This is a genomic window from Pelomonas sp. Root405, from assembly GCF_001425165.1.
GTDB lineage: Bacteria > Pseudomonadota > Gammaproteobacteria > Burkholderiales > Burkholderiaceae_C > Pelomonas.
Map to the genome: position 1 here is coordinate 401,779 of NZ_LMDU01000001.1, position 12,340 is coordinate 414,118.

Here is a 12,340-nt window from a genome sequence, read left to right on the forward strand (position 1 = left end):
GGGCCGCAGTTTCCACTCTTTCTAATGGTGTGCCGCTCGGCACACAGGGAAATCCCCGGGCCCTAACTCACCCCCGACGAGGCCGGCGCGGCCTTGTCAACGGTTGAGCGCGAGTCGAAGTCGAAGCGCTGCGTGAAAACGTGCTCCCCCGGCTGGCAGCTTGCCTGGCGCAGTGCCTGCTCGATGGCCATGACCATCGCCCGCTGTGGACGCCGTTCGACGACGCCCTTCAGCCCGCTGATCTGCACCGCGACGACGCGCCCCCCCTTGACCTGGGCCGTGGCGAGGTAGGCCGCCTGGCCTTGCCATTCCAGCCCGGGCACCTTGGGTGGCGGCACCTCGCAAATCGGCGCAGCTTGCTGGGCCTGAACGCAGGTGGCCAGCAGCATCGCCGCCAGGCCGGTCAGGAAGGTGTTCATGGCTACTCCTCGCCGACAGCCGGCGTGCGCAGCAGCCTAACCGCCCTGTCGCGGTGAATAGTCACCCCGCTGATCCCTGCTCCGGGGTCTTTTGCGTCCTTGTTGGGGAGCCGGCATGTCGCCGCGCTTCAACCACCGGAGACCATCATGGCCGCATTGCCCGTCACCATCGCCCTGACCAAGATCAAGTGCCTCATCGAGACCGACGAGATCGGTGCCGATGAGCCCTATGTGCTCGTCACCGCCGTTGACCTCAGCAACCCGCTGCTGCCCAACGCCGAGGTCACGCTCTACGGCCCCTGGGGCGATGTCGACGCGGGCGAGACCCGCACGACCCAGCCGCTGCAGCCCGGCATCAACCCCAGCGACATGCCCTTCATCATCTGGCGCCGCAATGCCTGGGGCCCGTCCGGCAGCGCCAAGGTCATCGCCAACCCGGCCCACGCCATCATTCTCGTGTCGATGATGGAGCACGACGACGGCAAGCCCGGCACCGCACGCGAACTGACCAAGGGCGCCTTCGTCAGCTCGCTGGCCGCCTCGGTCGGCATGACGCGGGCGCAGCGTGTCGACAAGCTCAAGGCCGACATCAACGGCGCGCTCGGCATCCCGACAGGCTTTCCCAACTTCGATGACCGCGTCGGCTCCACCAAGGAGTTCGCGCTCAGCGCCAACCTGCTCAACGTCGCCGCCGGCCCGAAGAACAAGACGCTGACCATCGTCGGCGATGGCGGCAAGTACGCGGTGACCTTGCAGGTCAAGAAGGGCTGACCTGGCGACGGCTGCGGCGGCCCTCTAGGCCACGAGGCTAAGGCTGTGCTAAGCCTGCGGCATCAGCATCGGCCGATCACTTCGGAGCCCCTCGATGCCCACACCAGCCCCGTCACCGCCGCTGCCGGCGCCGCGCCCGGTCGTCTCCTTCGCCCGCATGCTGGTGCTGGCGCAGCGGCGCTTTCGCCAGCAGCAGCAGGGTCACGCTGCCGCGCTGCCCGCCTAGCTATCGGCGCGACCGCCTGGTGGCGAGCGCGCTGTCCAGCGCTTCCATCAGCCGCCTGGGTTCCAACGGTTTGGTCAGGTAGCGGAAGTAGCCGGCGGCCAGCCCCGCGGCTGCGGCTTCGGGCATGGCGTTGGCGGTCAGCGCAATGATGGGGATCTGGGCCGTGCGCGGGTCCAGCCGCAGGATGGACTGAGCCTCGCGGCCGCTCATGCGCGGCATGTTGTTGTCCATCAGGATGACGTCGGGCAGATGCTGCCGCGCCATCTCGACGCCGCGCTGGCCGTCGTGGGCCGACAGCAGCCGGATGCCGCCGCGCGCCATCAGCAGCTCCTCGACGAGCTGGCGGCTGGCGGGGTTGTCCTCCACATACAGCACCGTGGCCTCGGCCTGGCCCGCGCGCGGCGCCGCGGTCAGGCCCGACAGGTCGCCCCAGTCGGTCTCGGCGTGCGGCAGCGCCGGCAGCTCGCTGGCCAGCAGGTCGACCCAGAAGACGCTGCCTTCGCCCGGCTGGCTCTGCACGCCGATGCTGCCGCCCATCAGCTCGACGAGGCGCTGCGTGACGACCAGGCCGATGCCCGTGCCCTGCTCCGGCCCGCCTTCCTGGCCCAGCCGGTTGAAGGGCTGGAACAGCGCCTGCACCTGCTCGGGCGCCAGGCCGGCGCCGGTGTCCTTGACGGAGATGCGTACCTGCTGCGGCCCCAGGTGGATGCAGTCCACCCACACCGAACCGTTGGGGCGGTTGTACTTGATGGCATTGCTGACCAGGTTGAGCAGCACCTGCTTGAGCCGCATGCGGTCGGCCAGCGCGACGCAGCCGCTGCTGCTGGCGAAATGCGTGGCGATGCCGCGCTGGCTGGCCAGCGGGTCGATCATCGTGCGGCAGTCGTCCAGCACGTCGTCGAGCCGCACCGGCTCGACCGACAGCTCGACATGCCCGCTCTCGATGCGGGCGAGGTTGAGGATCTCGTTGATCAGCGTCAGCAGGTGCTTGCCCGCGCCGACGATGTGATCGACGAACTCCTGGCGCCGCTCGGGCTTGGCCTCGACGATGTTGGTGCCCAGCAGCTGGCCAAAGCCGATGATGGCGTTCAGCGGCGTGCGCAGCTCGTGGCTCATGCTCGACAGGAACTCCGACTTGGCTCGGTTGGCTTTCTCGGCCGTGGCGGTGGCCAGCTTGAGTTCATCGTTGGAGGCTTCGAGCTGGGCGGTGCGCTCGCGCACCCGCGCCTCCAGCTGCTCGTTCAGGCGCAGCACTTCGCGCGAATGGCGTTCGATCTCGGCCAGCATGCCGTTGAAGGAATCGGCCAGCACGCCGACCTCGTCCTGGGTGACCTTCGGCGCGCGGCGCGAATAGTCCTGGCGCTGCATGACGTCGCGCGCCACGTCGCTGATGGCCAGGATGGGCTGCACGACGGCGCGTTGCAGCCGCGACGACAGCAGCAGCGCGATGCCCAGGGCCACGGCGGCGACGATGGCCGCAATGCCCAGATAGCTCAGCACGCGGTCATAAAGCGCGTATTCGGCGCGCAGGTAGACGCTGCCGATGGTGCGCCCGTCCTGCACGATGGGCAGGGCCACGGCGATGTCGCGCTCGACCCGCTCCACGCGCTCCCCGCGCTGCACGGCGCGCACGTCGGCCCGGGCCGGCAGGGCCGCCGCGGAGCCTTCTGCGGCGTAGGACGCGAACATCTCGCCCTTGCTGCCATACACCGCCGCGGCACGCACGCGCGGCTGGGTGCGCAACAGCGCCAGGTTCTCGCGGGCCACCTTGACATCGTCGAACTCCAGCGCCGGCGCGGTTGAATGGCCGAGCAACTCGGCCTGGGCCTTCAGGTCCGCCGTCCAGCCCGCGTGATAGGCGTGCAGGTCATAGGCCACCATCGCGCTCAGCGCGACCAGCAAGGCCACCAGCGACGTCAGCATCGTGACGCCGAGCAGTCGGCGTTGAAGGGACAGCTTGAACATCCGCATCACCTACCTTCGACCCGCCGAGCCACGCCCAGCAGGCGTGCGCTGATCTTCAGGCCGCTTTGCGATGCCGCCGGCAACAAGATGTCAAAGCGCACCTTGTCGTTGACAACGATGAAATTGACCATGCCGGTGCTCGGGGTCGCATCGAGCTCGGTGATGGTCAGCACCGGCCGGCCGCGTGCCGCGGCGACGATAGCCGCGGCGTGCGCCGACATCGCCCGTGTGACGAAGACGGCATGCAGCCCATCGGGCAGCTCGGGGCGGTGCAGCGGGTGAACCTCGATGGGCCGGCCGCCGACGGAACTCGCCGCGGCGGTGCGGCGGAACTCTTCCAGCACCGCCTCGCTGCCCAGCAGGCCGATACGGAAGGGATCGCCGGCTCCACCCATGACCTGCGCGGGCCATTCGACGTAGTTGCCGAACTTGCAGACAAAGGCGGCCTTGACCTGGTACTCCACCAGGTTCTCCTCGGCAGCCGGGGCCGGTGTGGGCGCAGCCAGGGCTGCCAGCGGCGCCAGCAGCAGCTTTCGACGAGCGAGCAGGGCCGGCGCCATCAGTCGAAGCGCAGGCGCACTTGCAGCGCCAGGCTGCGGCGGAACTCGCTGCGCGTCTCGACGGGCGTGAACTCGCCATGGCCACCAAGCAGGTTGCTGGCGGTCAGCGCGATGTCGGCGTCGGCGCCGAGGCGCGCGCCCAGGCGCAGGTCGACGGCTGTGTAGGCCGGGACCTCGGGCGTGCGCAGCGCCGAGACATGGCGCAGCGTGAGGTCGAACTCGGCGTCGCGCGGCAGGTTGAAGGCGGCGCGCAGCCGCCACATCCGCCGCGGCATCGCGCCCTCGGCGGCCGACACGGACGACGCGTTGTCAGCGCTGCCGGGCTTGAGCGCCAGCCGCGGGCGCAACAGCGTCACGCCGCCGTGCAGCCGCAGCCAGGTGGCGGTCTGCACGCTGCCCCAGGCCTCCAGGCCACTGACGCGGCCCTGCATGCCATTGCCGAAGAAGACGGCGGTACCACTCGGCGCCAGCTCGGTGGTGCGCAACCTGTCGTAGTCCCCGTGGAAAGCCGTGGCCGACAGCGTCAAAGGCGACAGCGGCTGGCCGCGGTAGCCCAGCTCCAGCACCTTGGCCACCTCGGCGCGGAAGCCCGGGCCGCCGTTGAGGATGAAGGGCGGCTTGTCGGGCACGTAGGCGTCGCGGTCCAGCCGCGAGGGCGCACGCACGGTGCGCGCGGCCGAGGCCCACCACAGATGGGCCGGCGAGGGTTTCCAGGCCAGCCGCAGGTTGGGCAGGATTTCGTTGCCGGTGTAGTCGTTGCGGTCGATACGGGCGCCCAGCGTCAGCCGCAGCGCGTCGCTCAGGGCCATCTCGTCCTGCGCATACAGGCTGGTCCAGCTCTGGCTGAGCTTCTCAGGCAGGAAGGCGAACTCCGGCGCGTCGTGGCCCACGCGGTCGTTCGATCGGCGGTGGCTCGCACCCAGCACCAGCGTGTGGGCGGTGGCGGGCCGCAGCGTGTATTGCACCTCCAGGTCGGCGATGTTCAGGGTCTCGTCGAAGGTGGGCGGGTTGACGCGCACGCTGCGGTCCAGATAGCCCTGCACGCTGAGCTCGCCACCGCGCAGCGGCGTCTCCCAGCGCGCCAGCAGGTTGGCGCCCGACACGCTGATGTTGTCGAGCGCGAAATTGATGCCTGTCAACGCGATGCTGCCCGGATCCGGCTGGCCGTGGTTGCCGCGGTAGGCATTGCCCAGCAGCGTGACGCGCTGGCCGCCGTGACGGCCCCAGTCGGCGCGAAAGCCGCCGCGGATCAGGTGGCCGGCGTCGTCCACAGGCGTGCCGGCGGCCGTCTCGGAGGCACGCACGTCGGTACGCTTGATGTGCAGGCGCATGGCGCCATCATTGCCCAGCGACCAGCCATGGCGCAGCAGCGCCATGCGCTCGCGGTTGCCAATGGCTGCCGAGGCCAGCGTGCCGCGCGTTTCCGAAGCCCGGCGCATGATGACGTTGATGACGCCGTTGACCGCGTTGACGCCCCACAGCGTGCTGCCAGGGCCGCTGCTGACCTCGATGCGCTCGACGTCGTCGAGCACCACATCCTGCACGTCCCAGAACACGCCGGCGAACAGCGGCGTGTAGACCGAGCGCCCGTCGATCAGGACGAGCAGCTTGTTGGCCGAGTTGGCATTGAAGCCGCGCGCGGTGATCGCATAGCCGCCGTTGTAGACCTGGGCGACGTGCAGGTTCGGCGCCAGCCGCAGCGCTTCGGGCAGGCGCGTCACGCCGGCACGGCGGATGTCGTCGGCCGTGATGACGAACAGCGACGTCGGCACGTCGGCCAGGCGCTGCTCGCGCTTGGCGGCCGACGTGATGGTCACATTGCCGAGTTCTTCCAGGCTGAGGTCAACCAGGGGCGCCAGCGCATGGCCCGGCGGCGCGCACAGCGCGGCTGCTGCAAAGCAGCAAATCCGGCTCCGTGACATTGCCATGCACCCTCCCGGCGGTGTCCTTGGTCAGCTGCACGATAACGCAGCGGTCGATGGGCGGCAACGCGACGGCGCCGGGCAACGTCGCGCCCGCATGGCAGCGCAGTCCTACGCAGACTTGCGCTGAAGGATCACGCGCATGAGTCGCCCGCGGCGCCAGAGTCGGAGCATTCTTCCGACTGGAGCCGACGATGGATGCGACCATGGATTGCCCGCCTGAGACCCTGCCGGCGCAAGCGCAACAGGCCACGGTTCTGATCTGCGTGATCGGCACGACCGAGGTCATGCAGAGCTGCGAGAAGGAACTGGCCGTGCTGGCGACCGACGCCCGTGTCAGCCGCCTGAACTGGCGCCTGGATGATGAGTTCGGTGAGCCGCCCGTCGAGGCGGACTGGGCCGATGGCCTGATCGTCTTGAACGCTGACGCCTGGGCAGCGCCGACGGGCTGCGCCAAGCTGCAGGCGCTGCTGAAGATGGGCTGGCGCTGCGGCCGCACCATTGCCCTGTGCGGCGATGCAGTGAATTCGCTGATCACGCTTGGCTTTGCCGCCGATGTGCCGGCCGAGGCCGAGGGCCTCTTCCTTTGCCCCGAGGGGCCGTGCGTCGGCACCCTGCGCGAGTTCCTCGACGCCATCCAGGAGCAGCCGCATCGAGGTCGATGATCGTCGTTGTACCCAAATAGCCAAGCGGCCCTGAGTGATCAGGGCCGCTTGGCTTCGGAGTTGCCGGCGCTATCTGCGGATCAGACCCACGACCAGGCTGATGACGGCCAGGATGATGAAGCCATAGAACAGCAGCTGGGCGATGCCCGCTGCGCTGGCGGCAATGCCACCGAAGCCGAACACGGCGGCGACGAGGGCGACGACGAAAAAGATGATCGCGTAACGGAGCATGAAGGGTTCTCCTTGTTGGGGTACTGACAGCGCTAATTTAGGACCGCCGCGGCTCCGCCAGTGACGGCCCCGGCCGCGAGGCCGGGTAGGAGGGCGCCGACGCCGCGCGTGCGGGCCGGCCCTGCTCGGCGCGCGGCGCATCGGCCGGCCCGTCGCAACTGACCGGCGGCAGGTCTTCGCCCGGGTCGACGAAGGCCAGCAGCGCAGCGGGCGGCGAGAGCGCGCCGAGCGCGATGGCTGCAATGGCCTTGCCACCCAGGGACTTGCCCTCCAGCGCCACCCGCGGGTCGGCCAGCGTGCCCTGCACGCGCACCGGCGAGCGCAGCGAGAACAGCGACAAGTCCTTGGGTTTGGCAACGACGCGCAGATCCATCGTCTCGTCGGACAGGTTGACGCGGCCGTCGATGTCGATGCGGGTGTCGCGGTTGTCGACGACGGCCGAGCGTGGCCGCAGCACGCCGGCCTTGAAGCGGCCGTCCAAGCGGGCGCAGTTCAGCTCCAGCTTTTTGTCGCCACGCAGCCAGACCATCAGGCCCTGGGCCACGTCCAGGCCGCTCGCCTCGGTCAGCAGGTGGGAGATGCTGCCCCGGTCGATCTGCAGGCTGACCGGCCCGTCCATCGTCGCCAGCAGCTCGGCCGTGCTGCGCCCGCGGCCCTGCACGTCGACGTCGGCGCGCAGCCGGCCGGTCACCGGGTCGGCGCCCATGCTCTTGGTCTCGAACTTGAGCCAGCGTTCGATGGCCATGCCGCGCACGTCCAGGCCGATCTGCCACAGCGGCGGCGTCTGGACGGTGTCCAGCCGCGCGTGGCCCGAGGCCTCGCCGCCTGCGATGCCGGCGTTGAAGCTGTCCAGCCGCAGCACGCCGTTCTCCAGCACCAGGCTGGCGTTCACCGGTGCGAGCGGTGCCAGGTTGGCGGTGCCGAGGTCGAGCTGGCTCAAGGCGATGGCAACGCGCGCGTCCATGGCCTTGAGCGACGGCAGGTCGAGCGGCCGGTCGGGAAGCACCCGGCCGGGGCGGCTGGGCGCCTTGTCTGCGCCGACCGCGGGGCCGAGGTCGGCCAGGCGCAGCGGGCCGCCGCGCAGCAGGCCGCTGAGCTGAGAGCGCGCCGGGCGGGTGTCGAAGGCGAAGTCCCCGCCGAGATGGCTCTGGCCGATGCGCGCCTTTGCGCCGCCAAGCTGCCAGACGCCTGCGGCATGGCGCAACCGTCCGCTGAGGTCCACCGAGGGCGTGTTGGGCAGGGTGATGCCGAAGGGCTTGCCGATGTCGGCCAGCGAGCGGCCCCGGACCTGCAACTGGCCGTCGAGCGCGCGGGCGTCCAGCAGCGACGCGGCCGTGCCGTCGAAGGCGATGCGGCCGTCGCGCTGGGTCAGCTCGGCGCGCAGCCGCACCGGTGGCAAGCCGGCCTCGGGTGGCGCCAGCAGCGCCAGGCCAGCGCCGGCTTCGGCTTTCAGCGCCAGTTGCTGATCGCGCAGCTGGCCCTGCATCTGCGCGGACCAGCGGCCGTCGGCAGCCGTGGCGAAACGCGCGTCCGCCTTCAGGCGCAGCGGCGCATCGTCCAGCTTCGCTTGGCCGCGGCGGATGACGAGATGGTCGACTTGGGGCAGCTTGGCCGGTTCGTCGCGTGTGCCGCTGGGCTGTACCGGCCAGGCGGTGCGGCCGTTTGCATCGCGCTGCCAGTTGAGCGACAGGGCGTCCGCCTCCACCAGGCGCAGCCTCAGCGGTTCACCGCGGCGCCAGGCCCGGACGTCGCCCCACCGCCAGTTCAGGCGGACCGCCTGCGCCTGTGCCAGCGGCTCGCCGCCCTGACCGACGACGTTCAGGCGTGCGGCTTCCAGCCGGGGGTTCCACAACAGATGAAGCCGGGCGCCATCGTCCATGTCCAGGCCTCGGTCGGCTTTGGCAGCCAACCAGGGCGCTAGGCCAGGCCAGCCGGCCAGATCCAGGCCCACCAGGGCAACCACTGCGGCCAGCGCGACGCCGGCAAGTTTGACGGCGACTTTCATGGCCGAATGCTGGCGGCCGGCCGGCCTGCTTCGCGTGGGACGGGCGCGCCGGCGGTTGTAGGACAGCGCCCGGCGGCCGCCTTGTCGGCGTGGTCCCACAAGCATTCGGCGCGCTGACTTAAACAGTTAGGCCGTCGGCGCGTCCAAAGTCACCGCACCGGCCACCAGTGGCCTTTGTTGTCGAAAGGACGCCCGATGAAACAGCCGAACCTCTCCACTCGCATGCCTCTGATTGCCGCCCTGATGCTGGCTGCTGGCCTGACCGCCTGCGGTCGCCAGGCCGAGGATGCCAGCACGATGCCGCGCTCCGACGCACCGGTTGCCGACGCCAGCCAGCAAACCCGAGACGCCGCTGCTGACATGCAGCGCTCGGCCAGCCAGGCTGCCGACAACGCCGGCGGTGCGGCAACCGACATGACCATCACCGCCAAGGTCAATGCCGCCCTTGCCGTGGACGACCGCCTGAAGGCGACGCAGATCAATGTCGACACGCGTGACGGCCAGGTCACGCTGTCAGGCCAGGCGCCCGACGCGCAGTCGCGTGAACGCGCCACGACGCTGGTGGCGGCCATCGAAGGCGTGAAGCAGGTCAACAACCAGCTCGTCGTCGGCCAGAACGGCTGATCGTCGCAGCTGATTGGGGGCGCCCTTCGGGGCGCCTTTTTTGTTGCCGGACCGCAGCGCTTCGGCGTGCCGTCCGACAACCCGCGTCAGGGGCCCCGGCTAGCCTTATCTCAACAACATCCGCTCACACCATGGCCGACGCTCCTGCTTCCGCGCTGAAACGCTTCATGACCGTCGCCAGGCCGTACTGGGTGGGCGACCGGCGCGTCTGGGCCTGGTGCTTTCTCGGCGGAATCATCCTGCTGATGCTGGCCGAGACGCAGTTCGCCGTCTGGCTGAACAAGCAGACCGGTGAGCTGACCTCGGCGCTGGCGGCGCGCGACGAGGCGCGCTTCTGGGACGCGGTACGGGCGATGTTGTGGATCCTGGCGTTCGCGGTGCCGATCTTCGCCATCTACTACTACGCCCGCGACGCCTATGCCAATGACTGGCGGCGCTGGCTGACGCAGCGCTACCTCGACGGCTATCTGCGCGAGCGGCGCTATTTCCATATCGCCGCGGACGAGATCGACAACCCCGACCAGCGCATCGCCGACGACATCAACACCTTCACCGGCCGCTCGCTGCACTTCCTGCTGATCATGCTGGGCTCGCTCATGCAGCTGGTGGCCTTCAGTGCGGTGCTGTGGTCGTTGTCGCACACGCTGGTGGGCTTTCTGGTCGTCTATGCGCTGGCCGGCACGCTGCTGTCGCTGGGCTTGTTCGGTCGGCCGCTGATCCGGCTGAACCACTGGCAGCTCAAGCGCGAGGCGGACTTCCGATTCCGGCTGATGCGGGTGCGCGAGAACGCGGAGTCCATCGCCTTCTACGGCGGCGAGGAGCAGGAACGCCACCAGCTGCAGCAGCGCCTTCGCGCCACGCTGCTGAACACGCGCAAGCTGATCCGCGCGCAGTTCTGGCTCAACCTCTTCCAGCGCGGCTTCAGCCAGCTCAGCCTGCTGGTGCCCTGCGTGGTGCTGGCCGGCGACGTGCTCGGCGGTCGGCTGGAGGTGGGCCAGGCGGTGCAGGCCGGCGGCGCCTTCGCGGCGGTGCTGGGCGCGGTGTCGCTGATCATCGACAACTTCGAGAGCCTGTCTCGCTTCGTCGCCGGCATCGACCGCCTGCATGTGATGGCCGAGGTGCTGGAGACCCCACCGCCCGAGGCGGGCATCGCCCGCGAGGAAGGCCGCGAGCTGCACATCAAGGACCTGACGGTGCACGCCCCCGGCAGCGACCGCGTGCTGGTCGAGAAGCTGTCGCTGAAGGTGCCCGAAGGCGGCTCGCTGCTGATCACCGGCGCCAGCGGCTGCGGCAAGAGTTCGCTGCTGCGCGCCATTGCCGGCTTGTGGACGCAGGGCAGCGGCCAGGTCGCGCACCCGCCGCGCGAGGACGTCTTCTTCCTGCCGCAGCGGCCCTATCTGCAGACCGGCACGCTGCGCAGCCAGCTCATCTACCCGAGCAAACAGTCCGAGCTGGACGACGACGCCCTGTTGAAGATCCTCGACGAAGTGCAACTGCGCCATCTGGCAGAAGGCGAGGGCGGCCTGGACCGCACGGCGGACTGGGAGAAGCAGCTCAGCGGCGGCGAACAGCAGCGCCTGGCCTTCGGCCGCCTGCTGGTGCATGCGCCGCGCCTGGCCATCCTGGACGAGGCCACCAGCGCGTTGGACGATGCCAACCAGAAGCGCCTCTACGAACGCCTGCGCGAGCGTGGCACGACGCTGATCAGCATCGCCCACCGGGCGGCCGTGGCGGGCTTCCACCGCCGCGTGCTGAAGCTGACCGGCGGCGGTCGCTGGACGCTGGCCAAGACGCCTCGCCCGAGCGCCGAGAAACCTGCCGACTGACCGCACTGCGCTGTCTCTGGGTGATATCCCGACCGTGCGGTCGGCAAATCGCCGATACCATCGGCGGGCCACCACGAACGCGCCGCCATGGACCTCACGATTGCCGCCATCCTCGGCCTCGACGGCCTGACCAACGGGGCCATCTACGCCCTGGTCGCCCTGGCCCTGGTGCTGGTGTTTTCGGTCACCCGCATCATCTTCATCCCGCAGGGCGAGTTCGTCGCCTTCGGTGCGCTGACGCTGGCGGCGATGCAGATGGGCAAGGTGCCGGGCACGGTGTGGCTGCTGTTGCTGATGGCGATCGCCGTCGCGGTGCTGGACCTGGTGCAGGGGCTGCGTGAACGCTGGCCGCCGATGCGAATCTCGCGCAGCCTGGTGTCGACGCTGATATTTCCTTGCATCGTTGCCGTGGTGGCGCCGCAGTTCGTGCAGCGGCAGCACAGCTTGATCGTGCAGGTGCTCGCCACGCTGGCCATCGTCACCTGCATGGGCCCGCTGCTCTACCGCCTGGCCTACCGCGCGCTGTCCGGCGCCAGCGTGCTGACGCTGCTGATCGTCTCGGTCGGCGTGCATTTCGCGCTGACCGGCGTCGGCCTGGTCTTCTTCGGCGCCGAGGGCTACCGCACGCCAGCTTTCTGGGAGGCGCGCTTCGACGTCGGGCCGCTGAGCTTCACCGGCCAGACGCTGATCATCTTCGGCGCGTCCATCGTGCTGCTGCTGGCGATGTTCATCTTCTTCGAGCGCACGCTGATGGGCAAGGCGCTGCGCGCCACCTCGGTCAACCGCACCGGCGCGCGGCTGATGGGCATCTCGGGCGACGCGGCCGGCAGCTTGAGCTTCACGATGGCCGCCTTCATCGGCGCGCTGTCGGGCCTGCTGATCTCGCCGTCAACGACCATCTATTACGACACCGGCTTCCTGATTGGCCTGAAGGGCTTCGTCGCGGCGGTGTTTGCCGGCCTGGCCAGCTTCCCCATGGCCCTGGCCGGCGCCATCGGCGTGGGGCTCATCGAGAGCTTCGGTTCCTTCTGGGCCAGCGCCTTCAAGGAGGTCATCGTGTTCACGGTGATCCTGCCCATCCTCCTGTGGCGGTCGTTCGTCGACCCGCACCACGAGGAGCACTGAA

12 protein-coding genes are annotated in these 12,340 nt (G+C 69.5%); 6 read left to right on the forward strand and 6 right to left on the reverse strand.

Features of this window, described 5'->3' with window-relative positions:
- Positions 1-62: 62 nt before the first annotated feature.
- Positions 63-419, reverse strand: coding sequence for a hypothetical protein (locus tag ASC81_RS01840; protein ID WP_056261961.1), 357 nt, complete (start codon positions 417-419; stop codon positions 63-65).
- Between the two features lie 147 nt (positions 420-566).
- On the opposite strand from ASC81_RS01840, the gene ASC81_RS01845 reads away from it, so the two are divergent.
- Together ASC81_RS01845 and ASC81_RS28075 are read left to right on the forward strand one after the other, a co-directional pair.
- Positions 567-1,190, forward strand: a complete 624-nt coding sequence (locus ASC81_RS01845) for a hypothetical protein (RefSeq protein WP_056261964.1) — start codon at positions 567-569, stop codon at positions 1,188-1,190.
- 94 nt (positions 1,191-1,284) lie between these two features.
- Positions 1,285-1,416: a hypothetical protein gene (locus tag ASC81_RS28075; protein ID WP_255354394.1), complete on the forward strand. Its 132-nt coding sequence runs from the start codon at positions 1,285-1,287 to the stop codon at positions 1,414-1,416.
- On the opposite strand, the gene ASC81_RS01850 is transcribed toward ASC81_RS28075, so the two are convergent.
- Genes ASC81_RS01850 through ASC81_RS01860 form a run of 3 tightly spaced genes read right to left on the reverse strand, consistent with a single transcriptional unit; the run spans position 1,417 to position 5,869 of the window.
- Entirely contained in the window at positions 1,417-3,381 is a 1,965-nt protein-coding gene (locus tag ASC81_RS01850) for an ATP-binding protein (protein ID WP_056264157.1), read from the reverse strand.
- A gap of 5 nt (positions 3,382-3,386) precedes the next feature.
- The gene (locus tag ASC81_RS01855) at positions 3,387-3,941 is read right to left on the reverse strand and encodes a YfiR family protein (RefSeq protein ID WP_056261967.1); all 555 of its coding nucleotides are present in this window, start codon (positions 3,939-3,941) and stop codon (positions 3,387-3,389) included.
- Positions 3,941-5,869 (reverse strand): TonB-dependent siderophore receptor, encoded by a 1,929-nt coding sequence (locus tag ASC81_RS01860; protein WP_082536181.1) that lies wholly within the window; start codon positions 5,867-5,869, stop codon positions 3,941-3,943. The genes ASC81_RS01855 and ASC81_RS01860 overlap by 1 nt, the downstream gene beginning before the upstream one ends.
- Positions 5,870-6,069: 200 nt before the next feature.
- Between ASC81_RS01860 and ASC81_RS01865 the strand changes: the two genes are divergently transcribed.
- Positions 6,070-6,528, forward strand: coding sequence for a hypothetical protein (locus ASC81_RS01865; protein ID WP_156391656.1), 459 nt, complete (start codon positions 6,070-6,072; stop codon positions 6,526-6,528).
- A gap of 69 nt (positions 6,529-6,597) precedes the next feature.
- Here the strand turns inward: ASC81_RS01865 and ASC81_RS26385 are convergent, their stop codons facing one another.
- Entirely contained in the window at positions 6,598-6,759 is a 162-nt protein-coding gene (locus ASC81_RS26385; protein ID WP_082536182.1) for a DUF1328 domain-containing protein, read from the reverse strand.
- 37 nt (positions 6,760-6,796) lie between these two features.
- A complete protein-coding gene (locus ASC81_RS01870; RefSeq protein ID WP_056261975.1) occupies positions 6,797-8,764 on the reverse strand; it encodes an AsmA family protein in 1,968 nt (655 codons plus the stop codon).
- Between the two features lie 222 nt (positions 8,765-8,986).
- Between ASC81_RS01870 and ASC81_RS01875 the strand changes: the two genes are divergently transcribed.
- The 3 genes from ASC81_RS01875 (at position 8,987) to ASC81_RS01885 (ending at position 12,339) form a co-directional block, all read left to right on the forward strand.
- Positions 8,987-9,388 (forward strand): BON domain-containing protein, encoded by a 402-nt coding sequence (locus tag ASC81_RS01875; RefSeq protein WP_056261978.1) that lies wholly within the window; start codon positions 8,987-8,989, stop codon positions 9,386-9,388.
- Positions 9,389-9,519: 131 nt separating this feature from the next.
- On the forward strand, positions 9,520-11,214 hold the full coding sequence (locus ASC81_RS01880) for an ABC transporter ATP-binding protein/permease (protein WP_082536185.1): 1,695 nt from the start codon (positions 9,520-9,522) through the stop codon (positions 11,212-11,214).
- 87 nt (positions 11,215-11,301) lie between these two features.
- Positions 11,302-12,339 (forward strand): branched-chain amino acid ABC transporter permease, encoded by a 1,038-nt coding sequence (locus tag ASC81_RS01885; RefSeq protein ID WP_056261981.1) that lies wholly within the window; start codon positions 11,302-11,304, stop codon positions 12,337-12,339.
- Position 12,340 lies beyond the last annotated feature (1 nt).